The organism is Mesorhizobium sp. WSM4313, from assembly GCF_002294725.1.
Lineage (GTDB): Bacteria > Pseudomonadota > Alphaproteobacteria > Rhizobiales > Rhizobiaceae > Mesorhizobium.
On the sequence record NZ_NSFT01000024.1, the window covers coordinates 1 to 22705 of the forward strand.

16 protein-coding genes and 1 pseudogene are annotated in these 22705 nt (G+C 63.6%); 8 read left to right on the forward strand and 9 right to left on the reverse strand.

Annotated features, from left to right (window positions below):
• Positions 1-33: 33 nt before the first annotated feature.
• From CK219_RS28760 to CK219_RS31895, 4 genes and pseudogenes are all read right to left on the reverse strand, one after another.
• Positions 34-400: pseudogene (locus tag CK219_RS28760) on the reverse strand (four helix bundle protein).
• A 46-nt stretch (positions 401-446) separates the two neighbouring features.
• Entirely contained in the window at positions 447-1880 is a 1434-nt protein-coding gene (locus CK219_RS28765) for a glutamine synthetase family protein (RefSeq protein ID WP_095769978.1), read from the reverse strand.
• A gap of 81 nt (positions 1881-1961) precedes the next feature.
• Positions 1962-2948, reverse strand: coding sequence for an ATP-grasp fold amidoligase family protein (locus CK219_RS28770; protein ID WP_176477186.1), 987 nt, complete (start codon positions 2946-2948; stop codon positions 1962-1964).
• Positions 2948-3760 carry a hypothetical protein gene (locus CK219_RS31895; protein WP_176477187.1) on the reverse strand — a complete coding sequence of 271 codons (813 nt, stop codon included), beginning with the start codon at positions 3758-3760 and terminating at the stop codon, positions 2948-2950. The genes CK219_RS28770 and CK219_RS31895 overlap by 1 nt, the downstream gene beginning before the upstream one ends.
• An 87-nt stretch (positions 3761-3847) precedes the next feature.
• Here CK219_RS31895 and CK219_RS28775 point away from each other — a divergent pair, with 87 nt between their 5' ends.
• Positions 3848-4555, forward strand: a complete 708-nt coding sequence (locus CK219_RS28775; RefSeq protein WP_176477188.1) for an HAD family hydrolase — start codon at positions 3848-3850, stop codon at positions 4553-4555.
• Between the two features lie 11 nt (positions 4556-4566).
• Here the strand turns inward: CK219_RS28775 and CK219_RS28780 are convergent, their stop codons facing one another.
• From CK219_RS28780 to aceA, 3 genes are all read right to left on the reverse strand, one after another.
• On the reverse strand, positions 4567-5016 hold the full coding sequence (locus tag CK219_RS28780; RefSeq protein WP_095769941.1) for a response regulator: 450 nt from the start codon (positions 5014-5016) through the stop codon (positions 4567-4569).
• A 225-nt stretch (positions 5017-5241) separates the two neighbouring features.
• Entirely contained in the window at positions 5242-5484 is a 243-nt protein-coding gene (locus tag CK219_RS28785; RefSeq protein WP_027168360.1) for a hypothetical protein, read from the reverse strand.
• A 54-nt stretch (positions 5485-5538) separates the two neighbouring features.
• Positions 5539-6828 (reverse strand): isocitrate lyase, encoded by a 1290-nt coding sequence (aceA, locus tag CK219_RS28790; RefSeq protein ID WP_095769942.1) that lies wholly within the window; start codon positions 6826-6828, stop codon positions 5539-5541.
• A gap of 252 nt (positions 6829-7080) precedes the next feature.
• Between aceA and CK219_RS28795 the strand changes: the two genes are divergently transcribed.
• The 6 genes from CK219_RS28795 to CK219_RS28820 all read left to right on the forward strand — a co-directional run bounded on the left by CK219_RS28795 (position 7081) and on the right by CK219_RS28820 (position 14199).
• Positions 7081-8523, forward strand: a complete 1443-nt coding sequence (locus CK219_RS28795; RefSeq protein WP_095769943.1) for an XRE family transcriptional regulator — start codon at positions 7081-7083, stop codon at positions 8521-8523.
• A 167-nt stretch (positions 8524-8690) separates the two neighbouring features.
• Positions 8691-9653: a DMT family transporter gene (locus CK219_RS28800; RefSeq protein WP_095769979.1), complete on the forward strand. Its 963-nt coding sequence runs from the start codon at positions 8691-8693 to the stop codon at positions 9651-9653.
• Positions 9654-10094: 441 nt separating this feature from the next.
• The gene (locus tag CK219_RS28805) at positions 10095-11192 is read left to right on the forward strand and encodes a polyamine ABC transporter substrate-binding protein (RefSeq protein WP_095769944.1); all 1098 of its coding nucleotides are present in this window, start codon (positions 10095-10097) and stop codon (positions 11190-11192) included.
• Between the two features lie 80 nt (positions 11193-11272).
• A complete protein-coding gene (locus tag CK219_RS28810; RefSeq protein WP_095769945.1) occupies positions 11273-12412 on the forward strand; it encodes an ABC transporter ATP-binding protein in 1140 nt (379 codons plus the stop codon).
• A gap of 9 nt (positions 12413-12421) precedes the next feature.
• Positions 12422-13384, forward strand: coding sequence for an ABC transporter permease subunit (locus tag CK219_RS28815; protein WP_095769946.1), 963 nt, complete (start codon positions 12422-12424; stop codon positions 13382-13384).
• A complete protein-coding gene (locus CK219_RS28820; RefSeq protein WP_095769947.1) occupies positions 13381-14199 on the forward strand; it encodes an ABC transporter permease subunit in 819 nt (272 codons plus the stop codon). The genes CK219_RS28815 and CK219_RS28820 overlap by 4 nt, the downstream gene beginning before the upstream one ends.
• Before the next feature lie 37 nt (positions 14200-14236).
• Here the strand turns inward: CK219_RS28820 and CK219_RS28825 are convergent, their stop codons facing one another.
• A complete protein-coding gene (locus CK219_RS28825; protein WP_095769948.1) occupies positions 14237-16117 on the reverse strand; it encodes an AsmA family protein in 1881 nt (626 codons plus the stop codon).
• A 263-nt stretch (positions 16118-16380) separates the two neighbouring features.
• Here CK219_RS28825 and CK219_RS28830 point away from each other — a divergent pair, with 263 nt between their 5' ends.
• Complete coding sequence (locus CK219_RS28830) at positions 16381-18339, forward strand: acetoacetate--CoA ligase (protein ID WP_095769949.1); 1959 nt, start codon at positions 16381-16383, stop codon at positions 18337-18339.
• 249 nt (positions 18340-18588) lie between these two features.
• Here the strand turns inward: CK219_RS28830 and CK219_RS28835 are convergent, their stop codons facing one another.
• Positions 18589-22608, reverse strand: a complete 4020-nt coding sequence (locus CK219_RS28835) for a PAS domain S-box protein (protein WP_095769950.1) — start codon at positions 22606-22608, stop codon at positions 18589-18591.
• Positions 22609-22705: the final 97 nt, after the last annotated feature.

Below are 22705 nucleotides of genomic sequence, written 5' to 3' on the forward strand. Positions count from 1 at the left end.
GTAGGGGAGTAGGGGAGTAGGGGAGTAGGGCAGCTATTCGGGTGACAATTTACGGATCAGAAGCCGCAAGAGTGTTCCCACGCTCTCACTACGTATCATCAATTGTTGGGCTGCTTCGCTCGAAGTGATTCCGACGCGCTGCGCGATTAGTAAGTGAGTTTCCAACTCTTTGGAGTGACCCTTGGGCAACTCTAAGAAACTGTTGATAGGAAGCCCGGCTTTCTCGTCCATAGCCTTCTGCAATGTTAGCCGGCACGGAAGCGGCTGCCTTGGGTAGCTGAGTTGTCAATCCATAGACCTCTTCTTTCGACCACGCCCTTGTCGTTTCATAAATCGAAACTGCGAGGTCCATAGCCTGCTGCCAGACGACCAAATCTCTGTACGACTCGATCTTCGCCATCGTCCCCTACTGCCCTACTGCCCTACTCCCCTACTGCCTTACTCCCCTAAACATTCAGCAACAAATACTCCCGCTCCCACGGGCTGATCACTTCCATGAAGGTTTCGAACTCGGCCCGCTTGATCGCTGCGTAAGTGGCGGCGAAGGATGTGCCGAGGATAATGCCGAGCTCCTTGTCGGCCTCGAACAAATCGACCGCTTCCAGCAAGCTGCGCGGCAGGTCGATCTCGTCGGCATTGGCCGTGGTCAGAACCGGCGGTTCAGCTTTGATCTTTCTGATCATGCCGATCAGCCCGCAGGCAAGCGACGCGGCAAGCGCCAGATAAGGGTTGGCGTCGGAAGACGGGATCCGGTTTTCGACGCGCCGTGCTGCCGGATCGGAGCGCGGCACGCGGAAGGCTGTGGTGCGGTTGTCGTAGCCCCATTTGTTGTTGACCGGGGCCGAGGCCTGCTGCGTCAGCCGGCGGTAGGAATTGACGTAGGGCGCGAACATCACCAGCGCGTTCGGCACGTGCTTCTGCATGCCGCCGATGAAATGGAAGAAGGCGTCCGTCTCGGAGCCGTCCTCGGCCGAGAAGATGTTCTTGCCGGTCTTCTTGTCGATGACCGACTGGTGGATATGCATGGCCGAGCCCGGCTGCCCCTGGATCGGCTTGGCCATGAAGGTGGCGTAGATCTCATGCTTCAGCGCCGCCTCGCGAATGGTGCGCTTGAACATGAAAACCTGGTCGGCGAGCTCGATCGGATTGCCGTGTCGCAGATTGATCTCGAGCTGGCCGGCGCCTTCCTCATGGATCAGCGTGTCGATCTCCAGGCCCTGACGTTCCGAGAAATGGTAGATGTCGTCGATCAGTTCGTCGAACTCGTTGACGCCGGCGATCGAATAGCCGGCGCCGCCGCCGATCGGCCGGCCCGAGCGCCCGACCGGCGGCGTCAGCGGATAGTCCGGGTCGGGATTCTTGCGCACCAGATAGAATTCGATCTCGGGCGCCACCACCGGCTTCAGGCCGCGCTCGTCATAGGCGGCAAGCACGCGCTTCAGCACGTTGCGCGGCGTGAACTCGACCGAGCGGCCGTCCTGGTGGACGAGGTCGCAAATCACTGCCGCCGTCGGATCTTCTTCCCAGGGCACAGCCGTCAGCGTTGAAAGATCGGGCAAAAGCTTTAGGTCGCCGTCGTCCTCGGGATAGTGGAAGCCGTTGCCGTCCTCGGGATAGCCGCCCGAGATCGTCGTCATGAACACGGCCGAAGGCAGCGCCAGCGAGGTGTTGGAGGTGAATTTCTTCGACGGCATCATCTTGCCGCGGGCGACGCCCGCCTGGTCGGGCGTGATGCACTCGATGTCCTCGATGCCGCGCCATTCGAGCCAGGCGCTGGCTTCCTTCCAGTTCTTCACGCCGCGTTCGTTTTTCAGGAATGCAGGCGTGCGGGCGCGTCCCCCCCGGCTCGACGGACGGACTTCCTTTTTTTCAGGCGGCATCATTCACCAGATTGTGTTGCGGATTTCGAACTATAGCCGGGCGCAACGGGGAAAGGGAAGGGGAGGCGCCGGACGGCTTGCTCAGGGAGCCGCTCTTTGCGAACCGGGCTGCAGCCTCTGCCGGTCGTTTGCGTCGAGCCATCGCAACAGCGCCGCCGCATAGACTTTGCGCCAACCTCGCTGGGGCGTCGATAGGAACCAGGCCTGGCGTATGTCCCAGCTATCGCAGGCCAGATCGCGCAGCTTGGTGTTGATGATGCCTTTTCCTGACAGCGGGTAGACCGAGAACTCGGAAAAATAGATTTCGCCGTCGATCTCGTAGAAGTCGCAGCGCATGTGATCGAACGGTGCCGTCAGCCGCTCCGCTATCTCGCGCATCCGCAGAAACGATGGCGGCAGATCGATCTTCACCCATTGGCTGCCGCTGCCCGGCGGCACGGGTGCGTGATTGCCGTCGCGGTCGAAATGACTTTTCAACTCGTTGCCCCATCTGTCCCGCCGTGCGGCGTAGACGTAAGCCGTCTTCCCGTTCGAGATATGAAATTTATACTCCAGCGGGACCGGCACATCGTCCTCGAGAAGCATCTCCTCAACGAAGATGAGCCGTCTCGCGCCCTTGTAGGCCCATTCACCGAATTTCCTGCCGTAGCGATTGCGCATCCAGCGCGCCGTTCGCCGCCGCAGCTTCGGCCTGTCCACCTCGCCGTTGCGGATCATCATGTTCCAGCGGCAGCCATGATTGGCCTTCACCACGACATTTCCGGCAAGCAGCGCCGGCGGGATCTGCGTGGCGTCGCGGCCGCTCCACAACACTTTCGCGGTTTTGAGTTCCGGGCATGTTGACAGGGCGTAGTCCTTGGACGCCAGCTTGTCGCATGCCGTGGCATAGACGGGATTATGGTCGAAGATCTTCCGCCACAAGAACTTGTCGACGTAAGACCTCGGCCTGGCCGGGTCGGGAAAGACGCCGCTGTGATCATAGGTTCTTTTCCAGATCAGCGGATGGCGAAGCAGGCACCAGGCCAAGGTTGCGGCCAGGACCGCGCGATCGGCCATGCCCGCTGCCATCAGCCTGCGCTTCCGCGCCCCGCGGCGCCAGGCCGGAAGCGGACGAACACATCGCGGGTCATGTTGCGCGATACGTGGGTGCGGCCGACCACTTCCAGCCGCGGGTCGAGCGTCTCTTCCGCGCGCTCCGACCACAAGCGGGCCAACGAATACGGTTCCCATAGAACGAGCTGGAGATCGGGTGGGGCCGTGTCTGCGACGCGCGACACGACAGCTGCTTTGGGCGAGACCATGCTGGCGATATAGACAAGCTGGGCGCCGCGATAGTCATAGTCGCGCCCGTTGCGGAATTCGGCGCGCATTCGGATGTAGCCGAGTTTGGCTGCTAGAATATTCGCTGTCTCGACCGCTTCCGGCACAATATCCAGCCCGACGATCTCGGGAACCGGTGTCTGGTCGCAGATACGGAACATCGTGAACGGGCGGCCGCCGCAGCCGACCATCACGGCACGTGTGCACCGGCTGAAGTCGACATGCTCGAAGACCTCATCCAGGCGCTTGTAGGCGTCTTTCGAGGACATGACGCCGATGGTCGTTTCCTCCGCCGCTATCTGCCCGAACGAGGTTGGATGCTTCAGCTCCAGCATCTGCCTTATTTCGGCGACGTCTTGCGCATGAACCATTTCGATGAAGGCTCGCGTAAGCATGGGCCGGTAGGCAAACAGTTCCGGGTGGCTGTCGAGCAGCGCTTCGCCGGTATCATGGCCCATGGCGACGCCAATATCGCGGATTCCGTTGATCAGTTCCGTTGGCGTGCGCTCACGAGCGCTTGCCATGAAGCCTTCCAGCTCGTCTTTCCACGAATTCAGCATGCACCCCCGCTTTGCCGATCTCCGGCTAGAGCTAGCAGTGCCCGGCGAACGCGTCTACACCGCGTTCCGAAGGAGGATGACGTGACAATATCCGCTCTTACCACGATCGGTTTCGATGCCGACGACACGTTGTGGCAGAACGAGCAGTTCTTCCGCATGACTGAGAAGCGCTTTGCCGCAATGCTGGCGGAGCACGGAGACCACGACCAAATCGCGGCAAGACTGCTCGAGGCGGAAAGGCGCAATCTCGCCCTCTACGGCTTCGGCATCAAGGGCTTTACCTTGTCGATGATCGAGACAGCGGTCGAGGTTACCGGCGGGGAGGTACCTGGTTCGATCATCGGCGAGATACTGGCTGCCGGCCGCGAGATGCTCAGCCACCCGATCGAGCCGCTGCCGCACGCGCGCGAGACGATCGAGAAGCTGGCGGGTTCCTACCATCTGGTGCTGATCACCAAGGGCGACCTCTTCGATCAGGAGCGCAAGCTTGCGCAGTCGGGAATGGGTGACCTTTTCGACGCAGTTGAGATCGTCAGCGACAAGAGCACCGCCACCTATGCCCGCATCTTCAGCCGCTATGGCCGTGGTCCGCAGAACAGCATGATGGTTGGCAATTCCCTCAAGTCCGACGTGATTCCCGCCATCGAGGCCGGCAGTTGGGGCATCCATGTGCCGCACGAATTGACCTGGGCGATCGAACAGGCCGAGGCGCCTGTCGCGGCGCCGCGCTTCCGTCAGATTGCAGATCTTGGCGAGTTGCCGAGCCTTGTCGAGGCTATCGCAAAGGCCGAGTGAACGCTCGAGCCTTAGCCGCGCCCGACCAGGCGATCCACCACCGGTTGCAGTCTCTCGGGCGTGATCGGTTTGGCGACCACCGCATCGATCACGCTCGACAGGCCAAGGCTCTCCGGCGTGCCATTCCTGGTTGAAAGCAGTATCACCGCCGGCAGCGGCTTGCCGGAGGCGCGCCGCAGCGCGTCGATTGCCGACATCAGCCGGTCGCAATCCTTGTTGTCTGGGCCGCCGTCCAGGATGACGGCACAGGGCAACTGGCCGGTGAGCGTCTTCTCGGCGGTTTCGGGCGTTTCCGAGATCGGTTTCAATCCCGATTTCTCGACGATTTTCGATACCACGACTCGGTTGATCGACGATTTTCCGACAACGAGCACCTTGGAAAAATTCGCCTCGATCGCGCCGGTCCAGGCTGCCGGTTTCGGATGTTTTTCGGAGTGGTCGTCACGGTTGGCGGGACACATCGGCGGGCAGGCACTCTGGTTCAATGCAGGGTTGAAACCTGAGGCACAATTGGGTGAGATCGCGGCCGGTGTCAAGCTGAAACGATCGAGGTCGAAAATATAGCAAGAAATTCCGGAATTCAGCGCAAGTCGTACCTCCTGGCGACGAAGGCAAATCGAAAAAATGCGACAGTCTCCCGGACGTATAGCGCGCGGAAGACTATCGCCGAGACTGTTGACGTTACGTCAAGTATGACTCTGCTGGGTAACGATCACCGGGATCAAAAGGTCTCCCCAGTTGCCGTCGCCGCCATGGTGCCTGGCCGAACGCACCAGCTCCACCGAGACGCCGGCCTCGACTGCCTTCATGACCGACTGGTTTAGCCTGTGCAGATCGTTGGCGAGCATGCGGATCGTCGCCTGCTGGTCGACGCTCATCGCGCTCGATTGCTCTTCTGCCCTTTCCTTGACGCGGCTTATCGATGCCATCGCTCTTCTCCTCGATGTAGATGCCCTGCGGGCGTTTCCTCTGGTTGTTATCCGTTACTCGGCCGCCGGCCTGAATTGGGCGTGCTCGGTCGATTCATGCATGGCGGTGGTCGAGGACTGGCCGCCGCTGATCGCCATCGACACGGCGTCGAAATAGCCGGTACCGACCTCGCGCTGGTGCTTGGTCGCCGTATAGCCGTGGGCCTCGGCCTCGAACTCGGCCTCCTGGAGTTCCGAATAGGCGGCCATCTGGCGATCCTTGTAGCCGCGCGCCAGCTCGAACATGCCGAAGTTCAACTGGTGGAAGCCGGCGAGCGTGATGAACTGGAACTTGTAGCCCATCGCGCCGAGCTCCTTCTGGAATTTCGCGATCGTCGCGTCGTCGAGGTTCTTCTTCCAGTTGAAGGACGGCGAGCAATTATAGGCGAGCAGCTTGCCCGGATGGTGCCTATGCACGCCCTCGGCGAATTTCCTGGCTTGCGCCAGATCTGGCTTCGAGGTCTCGCACCAGATCAGGTCGGCATGCGGCGCATAGGCCACGGCGCGCGCGATGCAAGGCTCGATGCCGTTCCTGACATTGTAGAAGCCCTCGACCGTTCGGCCGGCGTCGTAGTCGACGAAAGGTCTGTCGCGCTCGTCGATATCGGAGGTCAAAAGCTTCGCCGCCTCTGCGTCCGTGCGCGCCACGACCAGCGTCGGCGTGCCCATCACGTCGGCTGCAAGGCGCGCCGCGTTGAGGTTGCGGATATGCGCCGCGGTCGGGATCAGAACCTTGCCGCCGAGATGGCCGCACTTCTTTTCCGACGCCAGCTGGTCCTCATAGTGGACGCCCGCGGCGCCCGCCTCGATGAACGCCTTCATGATCTCGAAGGCGTTGAGCGGGCCGCCGAAGCCGGCTTCCGCGTCGGCCACGATCGGCGCGAACCAGGTCTCGACCGACAGCCCCTTGCCCTCGGACGTCTCGATCTGGTCGGCGCGCTGCAAAGTGCGATTGATGCGCTTGACCAGTTCCGGCGCCGCATTGGCCGGGTAAAGCGACTGGTCTGGGTACATCGCCGAGGCGGTGTTGGCATCGGCCGCCACCTGCCAGCCCGAGAGATAGATCGCCTTCAGGCCGGCCCGAACCTGCTGCATGGCCTGGTTGCCCGACATCGCGCCCAGCGCATTGACGAAATCCTCCTCGTGGATGAGCTTCCACAGCCGGTTCGCACCCATCTCGGCCAGCGTCTGGCGAATCTGCACGGAGCCGCGCAACCGCTTCACATCCTCCGGCGAGTAGGGGCGCTCGATGCCGTCGAAACGGCCTTCCGGCGCGGAAGGGACGAGGTTGTAAAAATCGGTCATTGGTCACTCCGGATCGTTTGGAAACTGCGTCAGCGCTGCATCGCAAAGGCATGTTCTGCGACGCCCTGCGTATGACATTCTTTACATTGCAGCGCGAAAGGCACCTAGAAAAACTGGCAACTCCCGCGGAAAATAAAGGAAAAGCTGTGTTGCCATTGACAGTCCACCTCTGTAAATTTGTCACGATTGTAAAAGCGGCGAAGCGCGCACCGCACTCGACGTTCATGTAAATTCTTGTCAAGGATGGCAGGGATGGCCGACCAGAAGATCTTCGCCGGGCCGCGGCTGCGCCGGCTGCGCAACGCCAGGAGCCTGACCCAGACGGCGATGGCCGAGGGGCTGGGCATCTCGCCATCCTATCTCAACCTGATCGAGCGCAATCAGCGACCGCTGACGGTGCAGCTCATCCTCAAGCTTGCCTCCGTCTACAAGGTCGATCCACATGAATTGCAGGGCGAGACAAAAGGCTCGATCGCGGCCTTGCGCGAGGCCTTCAGCGATCCGCTTCTTGCCGGCGAACTGCCCGGCGATCAGGAACTGATCGACCTCGCCGAAACAGCGCCGAACGCTTCGGCGGCGATGGTGAAACTCTTTCGCGCCTATCGCGAGCAGGCCGAGCGCCTGTCCGATCTCAACCAGCTTCTGGCGAAGGAGGGCAGGGCAACCGCGCTGTCCGGCACCCGCATGCCTTCCGACGAAGTCCATGACGTGTTTGAGCGCCGGCCGAACCACTTCGCTTCGCTGGAAGAGGAGGCGGAGGCTTTCACATCGGTCCTTGACCCCGGTGATGATCTGTTCGGCGCGCTCAAAGCCTGGCTGAGGCGCGAGCACGGCATCGTCGTCAAGGTGCTGCCGGTCGCCACCATGCCCAACTGGCGCCGCCGCTACGATCGCCATTCGCAGCGTCTCTTCCTGTCCGAGCGGCTGTCGCCTTTCGACCAATTGCGCGAAGTCGCGATGGAGGCGAGCCTCATACGCATGTCGGTAGCCATCGCGGCTGAGATCCAGGCGCTGAAGCTCGGTACCGACGAGGCCCGCCGGCTCGCTCGCTTCGAGCTCGGCCGCTATGCCGCGCATGCGCTGATGATGCCCTATCAGGCTTTCCATGCCGCCGCCGTTCGCGGCCGTTACGACATCGACGTCCTGCGTTCCCGTTTCGGCGTTTCCTTCGAGCAGGCGGCCAATCGACTGACCATGCTGCAGCGGCCGGGCGCGGCGGGCGTGCCGTTCTTCATGCTGGAAGTCGACAATGCCGGCAACCGCTTCCGCAAGGCCGGCAGCCGGGGCTATCCGCAGAGCCGCTTCGGCGGCGGCTGCCCCAAGCTTCCCGTCCATGCGGCGTTCTCGCAGCCCGGCCAGATCCTCGTCGAAGCGGTCGAGATGCCGGACGGCGCCGAATTCCTCTGCATCGCCCGCACGCTGGAAGGTCCGCAGGGCGCCTTCTCCGAACGGCCGCGCCGCACCGCGCTACTGCTCGGCTGCGATATCGGCTTTCGCGACGATATCGTCTATGGCGCGGCGCTGCCGGCCGCAGCCGCCGGCAAGCCCGGTCAAGGCTTCGCTACGCCGGTAGGCCCCGCCTGCAGGCTTTGCGAGCGCGTCGGCTGCCTGGCGCGCGCCGAGCCGCCGGTGACGCGCCCGCTCGGCCTCGACGAGATGGTGACGGGCCTCAGCGCCTTCGATTTTCAAGGATGACATCGGCGGATGTGTCCTAAGTCTCGCCGGGTGCTGGATCACGCCGGGCCGGCGTCTTTGCGCTACGCGATTGAGGCATAATTCTTTCTGGGGCACAGTTCTGTCGTCTAAGACACAAGTCTTGTTGTCCTTGCTGCATCGAACGCAACCCGCTGACAGTCATGTCCATGACCGATACCGCCTCACCCGGCGCCCCGTCCTCCACTGCCTTGCCGGCCGTCTCGCCGCGGGAGGAGCGGATCGGTATGCTCCTGGTCTTCCTTTCGGCGCTTATGTGGAGCTTCGGTGGCGCCATCGCCCGTTTCATCCATGTCGGCGACAGCTGGACCGTGGTGCTTTGGCGTTCGCTGTGGGCCGTGGCCTTTTTGATCGCCTTCATGCTGTGGCGCGACGGCTGGCGCGGCACCCTGAAGCTCTTTCGGCACATGGGACTGCCCGGCCTTGGCGTCGCCTTCTGCTTCGCCACCGCCTCGACCAGCTTCGTGGTGGCGCTTGCCTACACCACGGTCGCCAACATCCTCCTGATGCAGGCCGGCGTGCCGCTGCTTGCGGCGCTCCTTGCCTGGCTGCTGTTTCGCGAACGGGTCGCTCCGGCCACCTGGATCGCGATCGCCGCCGTCATCGCCGGCGTCGCCATCATGGTTTCCGAATCCCTGGGCGGCGCCGTCTCGCCGATCGGCGACGGCCTGGCGCTGCTGATCGCGGTGATGTTTTCGCTCGCGACCGTGATCACCCGGCGCTTTGCCCATGTGCGCATGGTGCCGGCCACCTGTCTCGGCGCGTTGCTCGCCGGTGCGTTCGCCGCTTCCCAGGCCTCGGCATTCGCGGTGTCGGGGCGCGACATGGGCTTCCTCTTTGCCTTTGGCGTCATCAACCTTGGCGTCGGCCTCGCCTTTTTCGCCATGGGCGCGCGGCTGGTGCCGGCGGCGATCGCGGCGCTGCTCGGCACCTTCGAGCCGATCCTTGGGCCGATCTGGGTCTGGCTTGTCCATTCCGAAGTGCCGTCGGTGCGCACCATCATCGGCGGTGCGGTCGTCGTCACGGCACTGCTCGTCCACATCGGTCTGGAGTTCAAGCGACAGGCGCGGCCTGCACGTCCCGGCGTAACCGGCCTGCCGTCGCCCAATTGACGTTAATGCATGTCGCCCAAAAGTGCGCAGCGGTTTTGGGAGAGCGACATGCATCAAAACAAAGACTTAAAGCGCTTCGCCTGAATCCCTTTCAGCGTGACGCGCTTTAGGCAGCCTCCCCCATTGACAACCCAGTTGCCGGGCGGGCAGGCTGCGATCACGGCAACAACAACACAGGCGTATCTTGCCAAGTGACTCCGCCGGCCTGCTCGGGACCGGACTGCATCGTCATAGCTCTGCTTACGCCACGGTGAATGCCGTTGACGCCGCCCGGGTGCCTCGCCTGGGAGGGTGGGACGCCTCGAACCTCGATGCCTTGATCGACCTTGGCGTGGGCAGTTCACGCTTGTCGCTCTCCGGAAAGCTCAATAGTCTGAAACCAACGCCGCGCCGCCATATCGCGACGAGCCGGCGAGGGAACACTCACCAAAGGAGAACACCATGATCCGCAAAGCGCTTTGGCTTTCGGCGACGTCGGCATTTCTGACGCTTTTCACAATAAGCGGCCACGCCGAAGACCGTGTCGTCAACGTCTACAATTGGTCGGACTATATCGATAGCTCGATCATCGACGACTTCACCAAGAAGACCGGCATCAAAGTCGTCTACGACACCTTCGATTCCAACGAGATCCTGGAGACGAAACTGCTTGCCGGCGGCAGCGGTTATGACGTCGTCGTGCCGAGCGCTCATTTCCTGGCGCGTCAGATCCAGGCAGGCGTGTTCCAGAAGCTCGACAAGTCGAAGCTGCCCAACATCTCCAACATGTGGGATGTCGTTTCCGAGCGTACCGCCAAATACGATCCGGGCAACGAATATTCGGTCAACTACATGTGGGGCACAGTCGGCCTCGGCTACAACGTCAAGAAGGTTGAGGCCGCGCTCGGCACCGACAAGATCGACAGCTGGGACGTCTTTTTCAATCCGGACAAGCTGGCCAAGCTGAAGGATTGCGGCGTCTATGTGCTGGACTCTCCCACCGACGTCATTCCGGCGGCGCTGAAATATCTCGGCCTCGACCCCAACAGCACCTCGCCCGATGACATTGCCAAGGCCGAGGAGGCCTTGCTGAAGGTCCGGCCCTATGTCCGCAAGTTCCATTCGTCCGAATACATCAACGCCTTGGCCAATGGCGACATCTGCCTGGCGATCGGCTGGTCGGGCGACGTCTTCCAGGCGCGCAACCGCGCCGAGGAAGCCAAGCAGGGCGTCGAAATTGCCTATTCTGTGCCCAAGGAAGGCGCCCAGATGTGGTTCGACCAGATGGCGATCCCCGCTGACGCCCCGCATGTCGCCGAGGGGCTCGAGTTCATCAACTACATGATGACGCCCGAAGTCATCGCCAAATCGTCGAATTACGTGCTCTACGCCAACGGCAACAAGGCTTCGCAGCAGTTCATCGACAAGGCGATTCTGGAGGATCCTGCGGTCTATCCGGACGAAGAGACGATGAAGAAGCTGTACACGGTTGCGCCATACGATCCCAAGACACAGCGCATCATCACGCGCACCTGGACCGAGATCGTCACCGGCCAGTAAGCATAGAGACACGACCCCGGCAGCCAACTGCCGGGGTCGTATTCTTTTGGGGAATTTAAGAAAGTAACGGAGTGGGGACCATGAAATCGCTTGGCAGCATCCGCAGGGATTTCTCGCCTTGGAACGACCCGAACGCCAAGCCTTATATTCAGTTTGACAAGGTGACCAAGAAGTTCGGCGATTTCACCGCCGTCAACAACCTGTCACTGACCATCTTCGAGCGCGAGTTCTTCGCCCTGCTCGGCGCGTCCGGCTGCGGAAAGTCGACCCTGCTCAGGATGCTCGCCGGCTTCGAGGAGCCGTCGGCGGGCCGCATCCTGCTCGACGGGCAGGATTTGCGCGGCATCCCGCCCTACAAGCGGCCGGTCAACATGATGTTCCAGTCCTACGCGCTGTTCCCGCATATGACGGTGGAAAAGAACATCGCCTTCGGCCTCAAGCAGGAGGGCATGCCTGGACCCGATATCGAAAAGCGCGTCGCCGAGATGCTGAAGCTTGTCAAGCTCGAGCAGTTCGCCAAGCGCAAGCCGCACCAGCTCTCGGGCGGCCAGCGCCAGCGCGTGGCGCTTGCCCGCTCGGTCGCCAAGCGCCCGAAGGTTCTGCTCCTCGACGAGCCGCTCGGCGCTTTGGACAAGAAGCTGCGCGAGGAAACGCAGTTCGAGCTGATGGACCTGCAGCAGGAGCTCGGCCTCACCTTCGTCGTCGTCACCCACGACCAGGAGGAGGCCATGACCATGGCCGACCGCATCGCCATCATGGACAAGGGCGAGGTGATGCAGGTCGCGACGCCTGCCGAGATCTACGAGGCGCCGGCCTCGCGCTTCGTTGCGCATTTCGTCGGCAATGTGAACATGTTCGAAGGCAAGGTTGCCGAACATATGACAAGCACCACGCGCATAACCGGCGCGACAGGAGCGCAGATCGTCGTCGACAATGGCAGCAACGCCGCTGCCGGCTCCGACATCGTCTTCGCGATCCGGCCGGAGAAGATCAAGGTCTCCTCGAAAAAGCCGGCCGATGCCGTCAACGCGCTCGAAGGCGAGGTCTACGACGTCGCCTATCTCGGCGACATGACCGTCTATCATATCAAGCTTGACGACGGCCAGATGGTGCGGGCAAGCGCGTTGAACGCCTCGCGCATCACGGAGGATCCGCTCACCTGGAACGATCGCGCCTGGGTCTCCTTCCGGCCCGATGCCGGCGTCGTGTTGACCAGGTAGGAGGCTGAGATGACGGATATCGCAGCGACCGCCGCCCCATCGACCGAAACCGCAACACTGCCGGCGAGGCTGGCGACAGGCTTCGTCAACCGCCTCGTCATCATTGTCCCTTATCTTTGGCTGCTGTTCTTCTTCCTTGTTCCCTTCATCATCGTGTTCAAGATTTCGCTGTCGCAAACGGCGATCTCGATGCCCCCCTATACTCCGGTGCTCGGCTTCAAGGACGGCATTTCGGGATTTTTCGCCGGCGTCCGCGAGCTCAATTTCGATAACTATACTTGGCTCACCCAGGACGCGCTCTATTTCAACGCCTATGTGACGAGTCTGGTCATCGCGGGAATCTCGACGATACTCACCCTGATAGTCGGCTATCCGATCGCCTATGGCATGGCGCGGGCGCCAGCCACGATCCGCCCGACCTTGCTGATGCTGGTGATCCTGCCCTTCTGGACCTCGTTCCTGATCCGCGTCTATGCCTGGATCGGCATCCTGAAACCCGAGGGCCTGCTCAATCAGGTTCTGCTCGCCACCGGCTTGATCAGCCAGCCGCTGGTCATCCTCAACACCTACACAGCCATCTTTATTGGTATCGTCTATTCCTACCTGCCCTTCATGGTGCTGCCGCTCTATTCCTCGCTGGAGAAGATGGACTATTCGCTGATCGAGGCCGCGCAGGACCTCGGCTGTCCGCCGACCGGCGCCTTCTGGAAGATCACCTTCCCGCTGTCGCTGCCAGGCGTTGTCGCCGGCTGCCTGCTGGTGTTCATCCCGGCCGTCGGCGAGTTCGTCATCCCCGACCTTCTCGGCGGCTCGCAGACGCTGATGATCGGCAAGACGCTCTGGAACGAGTTCTTCTCCAACCGCGACTGGCCGGTCTCGTCGGCGGTGGCCGTCATCCTGCTGCTGGTGCTGACCATCCCGATCATGTTCTTCCAGCAGGCTCAGGCCAAGGCACAGGAGCAGGGCAGATGAACTCCACCTGGAGCCGCTTCAACATCACCTCGATCGTGCTGGGCTTTGCCTTCCTCTATCTGCCGATCGTGCTTCTGATCGTCTTTTCCTTCAACGAATCCAAGCTCGTCACCGTCTGGGGCGGCTTTTCGACCAAATGGTACGTGTCGCTGTTCCACAATCAGGGCCTGATGGACGCCACCTGGGTGACGGCGCGCGTCGGCGTCATCTCCGCAACCGTCGCCACCGTGCTGGGCACGCTCGCCGCCCTCACGCTGACGCGCTACACGCGCTTCAAGGGACGTGTGCTCTTCTCGGGCATGGTCTTCGCGCCGCTGGTCATGCCGGAAGTCATAACCGGCCTCTCGCTGCTCTTGCTCTTCGTCGCCGTCGGGCTCGACCGCGGTTTCGTCACGGTGACGCTCGCCCACATCACCTTCACCATGTGCTTCGTCGCCGTCGTCGTGCAGTCGCGGCTGGTCACGTTCGACCGCTCGCTGGAGGAGGCGGCGATGGATCTCGGCGCGCCGCCGGTGAAGACCTTCTTCCAGATCACCTTGCCGGTCATCCTGCCGGCGATCATCTCCGGCTGGATGCTGGCGTTCACGCTCTCGCTGGACGATCTGGTCATCGCGAGCTTCACCTCGGGTCCCGGCGCCACCACGTTGCCGATGAAGATCTACAGCCAGGTGCGCCTCGGCGTGACGCCCGAGATCAACGCCGCCTGCACCATCCTGATCGCGGTGGTGGCGGTCGGCGTCATCATCGCCTCGATCGCCAACAAGCGGCGCGAGATCCAGCGCCAGCTCGACGAGCAGGCCGCGCAGCGCGGTTGAGCGTGACGAGAAGCGGGGACGCTTGCGTCCCTCGCATTTACTGGCCTGAAACGCCGGGAGCGATCGGCGATATGAACGGCGCGCTCCAGTTGCCGCCGACGAAGAACAGCGGCTGGCTCGGCGGCGCGGGAGCCGGGCTGGCCGCCTGACTGTTGGCCTGCTGGGGCTGCTGCGCCGGCTGTCCGTTGGGCACCACTCCGCCCGAGAGCGCCAGCCCGCGGCCGACATAGGAGGCGATGCCGGACAGCCAGATCTTGTATTTCTGCGAATTGATCTCGGCCTTGTCCAGGCGCGCCACGCCCTTCGAAATGCTGGCCTTGATCTCGGCGCCGTCGATCGGCAGCGATCCATTGGCGACGTCGTCGAGCGCGAAGAAACCGCCCTGCTGGTTGCGCTTGAGGAAGGCCGGCAGGTCGAGCCCGTTGATAGTGCCCGGACCGAACGTCGCCGAGAACGATCCGTCGGCATTCTCAAAGATGGAATTCCAGGCCTTGCCCGGTCCCTTGAGGATGACCGAAACGGTCCCGGTGCTGGCCGGCACCAGCCGCGTCATTCCCGCCGCCGTGGCAAAGGCTCCCGTATCTACGTCCGATGCCAGGAGCCGCATCTCGACCTGCGTGCCTTCCGGCTTGCGGTCGAAGCGCAGGCTGCTCTGGATGTTGCCGTTGAAGGCCGACGCGTCGGATATGTCGAAGACGGCAAGACCGTTCTTGACCTGCGCGGTTGCCGCGACGTCGGCGAGCTGGACCGGCCCCGCCATGGCATGCGCCGCCGACAGCCTGAGGTCGAGATTGATGCGGTCGGCGAAACTGGTGTCGATATCGCCGGGGCCGGACTCGCCGGTCGGCGCGATAGGGATGAAAGCCGACAGGAAAGATCTGAGATCCAGCGTGTCGAAGGCGAGCGTGCCGGCAATCACCGGGCTCCCCTCGGCGACGGAGAAATCCAGCGCGCCCATGCCCGGGTTGTTGTTGAACGTGACCGTGGTGTTTTCGAATTTCGCGCGCCCTGCCGAGGCGTTCACCTTGCTGGCGATCGAGACCGCACCGATCGCGGCACCCGGCGCGATCCCTGCCTGCGACCACTCCAGCACGCGCCGCAGCGACGGGGCGGCGAACTTCGCCTGGCCGTCCAGATAGGCGTTGTCGGACATCGAGGCCGTTCCGTCGAAGGAGAATGTCGCGGGCGCGGCCTTGAAGGAGAGGGTGACGGGCGCCGCCCCTCCGCCAAACAGCACCAGCGGTTTCGCCGAGGAGAAATCGAGCTGCAAGCTTTCGCCGCGCCAGATTCCGCTCGCGGTCAGCGACGCCTCGCTGTTCATCGCTTCCCAGTTCACCTGGCCGCTGAGGCTGCTCAGGATTTCGATGTCCTTGCCGTCAACCGAAGTCACCACGCGACCATCGCGGAATTCTACGGTGCCGAACGGATCGGATGGCAATTTGCCGAGATCCGGCTTCTGCGGGTTGGCGGTGACCACGCCGCGCGCGGCGTCGATCGAGCGCGTGATGCGCCCGCCGGTCGGAAGCGGCGGCAGATAGAAGCCGCTGGCGGTGCGCTGCACCCTGATCGTCGGGCGCACCAGCCTGGCGGTCGAGAAGGCGACGTTGCCCTGCAAGGCCGCCATGGCGGAGAGATCGACTTCCACGCGATCGGCCTCGACCACCGGCGGCGCTTCGGTCTCGGTCCATTGCGACAGCGTCACGTCGCTGAGGATGGCCCGGAATTTCGGCCACACCTCAATGCGCGGCGAGCCGTCGATCGTGACTCTGAAGCCGCTCCAGGCACTCAATTCCCAGGCGATGCGGTCGCGCACGATGCGGGTCGAGGCAATCAGCGGCAGCGCCGCGACCGCGAGCGCGATGACGAGCACGGCAACGCCGATCGCCCACACCCCGCGCCGGATCAGAGATGATCGCATTTCGCCCCGTATGCTTTCGTTGCCGACAAATCGCCCGACGGGTGTAACCGAGCGCCGACGCTTTTCAAGTCTTTATGGCCTTGCGATGGCATTTGCACAGCGGCCGCCATGGGTCGCCCGAACAAAATCTTGCTCTGCTGCGCCGCAATATGCATAAGCGGTCTGCACGATCCCGATCCGCAATCGCACGCCGTTTCTGGGACGATGGCATATGCGACGTTGGGCTTAACTGGCTCGAACGCGACGCTTTGGGAGGAGCGATCATGGCCGCCGACACACCTTTGTGGACCCCGACGCAGGAGCGGATCGACGCAGCGCCGATGACCGCGTTCATGAAGGCCGCGGAGGCAAAGGCTGCGCGTTCTTTCTCCGGCTATGCCGAACTGCATCGCTGGTCGATCGACGACCGCGAAGCCTTCTGGGACCTGGTCTGGGATTTCTGCGCGCTTGTCGGCGACAAGGGCGAACGGCGCCTCGTCGAGGGCGAGCGGATGCCCGGCGCAGCTTTCTTTCCCGACGCCAGGCTCAATTTCGCCGAGAACCTTTTGCAGAAAACCGGCGCCGGCGAGGCGATCGTCTTTCGCGGCGAGGACAAGGTCGAGCGGCGGCTCTCCTGGAACGAGCTCCACGCGCTGACCTCGCGCCTGCAGCAGCTCTTTCTGTCGCTCGGCGTCAAGGCCGGCGACCGCGTCGCCGCCATGATGCCGAATATGCCCGAAACCATCGCCGCGATGCTGGCGGCAAGCTCGATCGGCGCGGTCTGGTCGTCATGCTCTCCCGATTTCGGCGAGCAGGGCGTGCTCGACCGCTTCGGCCAGATCGAGCCGGTCGTCTTCATCGCGCCGGACGGCTATTGGTACAACGGCAAGGCGATCGAGGTGGCCGACAAGATCCGCGCTGTCGCCGACAAGCTGGCAAGCCTGAGCAAGGTGCTGATCGTCGACTATCTCGGCACCTCGAGCGACGTCGCCGCAACCATCGACAAGGCAGCCGCGCTCGAAGACGAGCTCTCGCCCTTTGCCGCAAAGCCCATGAGCTTCGAGCGGCTGCCCTTCGCGCATCCGCTCTACATCCTGTTTTCCTCGGGCACGACCGGCATTCCGAAATGCATCGTGCATTCGGCCGGCGGCACGCTGATCCAGCACGTCAAGGAGCACCGGCTGCATGCCGGCCTGCTCGACGGCGATCGCCTGTTCTATTTCACCACCTGCGGCTGGATGATGTGGAACTGGCTGGTCTCGGGCCTCGCCTCCGGCGCGACGCTGCTGCTCTATGACGGCTCGCCTTTCTACCCGGACGGCAATGCGCTGTTCGATTTCGCCGATGCCGAGAAGATGACCTATTTCGGCACTTCGGCCAAATTCATCGATTCGGTTCGCAAGGCCGGTCTGAAGCCGATCGCGAGCCACGATCTGTCGAGCGTGCGCACCATCTCCTCCACCGGCTCGCCGCTGTCGCCGGAGGATTTCCGCTTCGTCTATGACGGCATCAAGAAGGACGTGCACCTGGCCTCGATCTCGGGCGGCACCGACATCGTCTCCTGCTTCGTGCTCGGCGTGCCGACCGAGCCGGTCTGGACCGGGGAGATCCAGGGTCCTGGCCTCGGCCTGGCGGTCGACGTCTGGGACGACGAAGGCAAGCCTGTCCGGCAGGAGAAGGGCGAGCTGGTCTGCACCAAGGCCTTCCCGTCGATGCCGATCGGCTTCTGGAACGACCCCGAAGGCATGAAATATCACGCCGCCTATTTCGAGCGTTTCGACAATGTCTGGTGCCACGGCGACTTCGCCGAATGGACGGAACATGGCGGCATGATCATCCACGGCCGCTCCGATGCCACGCTCAATCCGGGCGGCGTGAGGATCGGCACGGCCGAGATCTACAACCAGGTCGAGCAGATGCCGGAGATACTCGAGGCGCTCTGCATCGGCCAGGATTTCGACAATGATGTGCGTGTCGTGCTGTTCGTGCGGCTCGCCCCCGGCGTGACCTTGGACGAGGATCTGGAAAAGCGCATTCGCGCCAGGATCCGCACCGGCGCCAGCCCGCGCCACGTGCCGGCCAGGGTCGTCGCCGTCGCCGACATCCCGCGCACCAAGTCCGGCAAGATCACCGAGCTCGCCGTGCGCGACGTGGTCCACGGCCGCGCCGTGAAGAACAAGGAAGCGCTCGCCAATCCCGAGGCGCTGGAGCTGTTCCGCGACCTGCCGCAGCTGGCAAGCTGACCGATGTGGTTAACGAAATCTGTCCGGCGAATTTACCTAGATTTCACGGGTGGTACACATTCGTAAATTTTTTCGCGGCCAGGTAAGGACTTGTTAAGAGACGACGCTGATAGTCGCGTGTAACTTGAGGGAGAAATCCCGTTCCTCGTCCCCTGAGGTTCTGCTCAAGCCCCCGTTGTGACAGCATCCCATTTCTCAAGGCGTCCTCTTGGACGCCTTTTTCTTTGGCCGTCGCTGTCGCCTGCAATGTTATTCGGCGAGCACGCGCGTGGAGGGGAAGCCGACCTCGACTAGGGTTCCTTCGCCTGGCGTCGAGGTGATGGCGAAGCGGGCGCGGTTCGCCTCCACCATGGCCTTGGTGAGGGGCAGGCCGAGGCCGGTGCCGTCGCCGCGTCCGCGCTTCAGCGCATTGATCTGCTTGAACGGTTTCAGCGCCTGCTCGATCTCGGCCTGGGTCATGCCAATGCCGGTGTCGCGCACGCGCATGACGACGTCGCCCGAGGCTTCGTAGGCGGTCGAGACGATCACCTGGCCGCCGGCCTGGGTGTAGCGAATGGCGTTGGACAGGATGTTGAGGGCGATCTGGCGTACGCTTCTCAGATCCGCCACCACTTCCGGCAGCCGCGAGGCGAAGCTGGAGCGGATGATGACCCGTTCGCGATTGGCCTGCGGCTGCATCATCGCCACCGTCTCGGCCAGCGTGTCGTTGAGCGACACCGCCTCGTAATCCATCTCCTGCTGGCCTGCCTCGATCTTGGAGATGTCGAGCAGGTCGTTGACGAGGTCGAGCACATGGTTGCCCGAGCGGTTGATGTCGCGCAGGTAGTCGCGATAGCGGTCGTTGGTGATCGGACCGAATTTCTCGTCTACCATCAGTTCGGAAAAGCCGATGATGGCATTGAGCGGAGTGCGGATCTCGTGGCTGATGCGGGCCAGGAAATCCGTCTTCTGCGAGGAGGCGCGCTCGGCCACTGCGCGTGCCTGCGTCAGGTCTTCCTCGGCCCGCTTCCATTGCGTGATGTCGCGCACGACGGCGCAGAAGCCGCTGTCGTTGGGCAGCCTGCCGATGGTCATGAACAGCGGGATGAAACGCCCCTGCGCCTCGCGGCCGATGACCTCGCGGCCGTCATTCAAGACGCTCGCGACACCCGGCTCCGAAAGCCCGGCCAGATAGTCGCGCGCCGCGCGCTGGCTTTCTATGGCAAACAGCGAGACAAAGGGCTTGCCCGCGACCTCGTCGCTGTCGAAACCGAACAGCGCTTCCGCCGGCCGGCTGATCGAGCGGATGTTGCCGTCGCGGCCGATCAGCACGACGCCGTCCGTAGCGGTATCGATGATGGTGCGCATCTCCGCGATGCGCGATTTCAGTTCCGGCACGTCCGGCTGCAGCGCCGGCTCGTCATTCGCGGCGGTGAAGTGCGCCGCATCGTCCTCGCCGGAACGCCGCACCACCAGCATCAGCGCCTTGCCGCCGCGCCACGGCACCGAGCGCAGCAGCGCGTCGATCGGGAATTCCATGCCCTGGCGGGTCTTGAGCTTCAGCGAGTGGTCGCTTTCGTCCGTCGCGGTGTCCTCGGCATAGGAATCGGCGAAGAGCGCGCCCAGGCCGCCTGCATCCGCGAGGTCGTCCAGCGCATCATAGCCGGTGAGTTCGAGGAAGGCGTCATTGGCATAATGCAGCATGTCGCCCGAATGGATGAGCAGCGGCACCGGCAGCCTGGCCAGGATGGATGTGTCGGGTGCCTTGGCTTCCTCTCCGGTCGAAAACGCGGACGGCACAAAACCGGAAAGTTTAAGCGGCGGCACGTCGAGGCGTCGCCGCGTCGCGGCTGTCGCGTCCAGTTCTTCCGGCTGTTCTTCCGCGGCCTTGGCGGCATCTGTATCGGAGCCTGCCCAGTCCTCATTGTCCTGCGCATCGCGGAAGTCGTCGGCGGTCATGCCGTCGTCGGCCGTCGCATCGGAGGCGGGCTGCCCGGCCGCGACCGGCTGCGCCGTAGGCTCTTCGACGGGCCGCTGCGGCTTAGCGGCAGCAGGTTCGGCGGCCTCCCGGGCGCCCTCTGCTTGCTCGTTCTGGGAAACCGGCGCGACGCCGGCGTCTTCCATGGGTTTCTCGCCATCGGCAAAGTTGAGCAGCGAGCCGGAACCGGCCGAGGTCTCGGCCGGGCCAGCGTCGTCTACCTCGGCGGCGCCATCGATGCCGTCGAGCCGCGCCAGATCGTCCTGGTCTTCCGCCTCGGTCTCCGCTTCCGCGGCCTTTGCGTCGTCGGCTTCCGAGGGCGTGGACAAGGTCGCGCCCTGGGCGGAATCGTCGTGCTCCGCCGCATCGGGTGGAAGCGGCTGGCTTGCGTCGCCCCTTGTTTGGCTGGCCGCTTCCTTAACCGTTGCCGTGTCCTCGCTGGCAACAGCGGCATCGGGCCGCTTGTCGGCTTCGGGGACGCGTTCCTCGGCAGGGGCGGAACTGTCCTTGCGCAGCCGCTCGCCGATCTCGCGGAAGGCGCTGCGCTCGAGGATCGACAGGCCCTTGTGATTTGCCGGCGTGTCGCTTCCCGGTTGCTTGTCGTTGGCCGGCTGGCGATGCTCGGCCAGCCTTATCACCTTGTCGGCAAAGCGTCGCTCCGGCTTCGGCACGATGGTCAGCGCCGGCACTTCGCCCCGGAAGGGGTCTTCGGGCCTTGGCTTTTCCAGAGGCGTCTGCTCTGCCGGCTGATCGCCCGACGCGTCGGCCCCGCCGGAGGTGGCCCCGGCAGGAGCGGCATTCGGCACCAGAGCCATGCCAAGCGCTTCCGGATCAACCACGGCGTCGGCGCTGCGCGCGACGCCAAAGCCGCGAAAACCCTCGAAGGCGCGGCTGCGGCCATAGACGGGCAGGGCCGCCAGATCGACGGGGATCTTCAGACCCGTTCCGGCTACCGGCCACAGTACCGAGCGGCCGGACCAGGTATCGCGCCGGTCGAGCAGGCCGGCGATCTCGCCCGAGGCGTCGAGGCCGAAAGTGGCGGCGACATCCTTGAAGCGGCGACCGATCACATCGGCGGCAGGCTGGCCGACGATGTCGGCGAATTCGGGCGACAGCGCGCTGAACCGACCTTCGGCGTCGGTGCGCCAGACGAAGCGCAATGGGGCCGCCGACCGGTCGATGTCGCGCGGCAGGCCCGGCTGGGCTGATTTGGTAGTCTCGCGTGCAGCGTCGCCAGCATCTTGGCCTTCGGCTGCGGCGGCACCTTCCGGCTCGTCCTTCGCCGGCGCTGCCGGTTGAGCATGCCCGGCGCCATCGTCGCCGGCATTGAAATACCAATGGTCGTGCTGGCCGGCGCCGGCGGCATCGGCCTGATGGTCTGTCCGGGTAGGCCGCTGGCCGGCCAAGGTCCGGCCCTCCGCGTCGGGCTGTGCGTCGCCGTCGGGAGCCTCTGGCGCCGGCTCGTCCTCTTTGCCAGCCGCCACGGTAGGCACTGGATTGTCCTGGACAGGCCGAGACTCGGGCTCGATTGCCGCGCTTTCACCTTGGGGCGGGGCGCTGACCGCCTCTGGCGCCGCGATTCCCTGATCGCCGGTCCGATCGCCTTGGCCGGCGGCCGGCCGATCGTCCTGGCCGCCATCGGAGTCGTCGAGCTGCGCCTCGTCGATCACCACCAGCAGATGCCGCGTATCGGTGAGCCGCGCAAAACCGGCCGGGTAGGCGGTGTCGGTGCCCGGCACGAGGCGTTTGACGATACGGTCGCCGCTGCTTGCCACATCCGCAACCAGGGCAGCCAACGTCCGCGGCTCGATACCGAGCGCCGCAAAGCCGTCCGAGGATGCCTCGACCCCGCCTTGCGCGTCGACAAAGGCAATGAAATGTCCGGCCTCGGTAAAGCCGCCGATGGCGCGCCTGGCGATCTCGACGGCGCTGCGCGAAGTGGTCTGTGCCGCCGGCACCGCCAGCATGATTGCCGCCTCGCCGTCCGGCATCGTCACTGCGCTGGCCAGAAAGCCGACGGCGCGGCTTTCCATGCCGGTGGCCAGCCTCACCGTGACGGCGCGGTCGCTGCCGATGTCGGGAAAACCGCTGGTCGCCATGATCTGCCGGCGGGCGATCAGCGGCAGCCGCGCCGAGGCGCCGATGATGGCCTCGATATTCGGATAGCCGAAGGCCGACGCCCCCGGACCGTTCGCCCAGATCACCTGTTCGAGGTCGACCGACAAAATGGCCAAAGCATCACCCGCGGCAAAGCGCTGGCGCACCGCGTCGAGCACGGCAACGTCGAGGAAGGAGTAGTTTTCAGGCGGCATGCGCTGGCCAACCCTCCGGAGCGGGCATTTTTCAGTTAACGCTTTGTTAATAAAAGCCCGCGGCCCGGAGGTCCACAAGCCTAAGCTTGCATCGGTC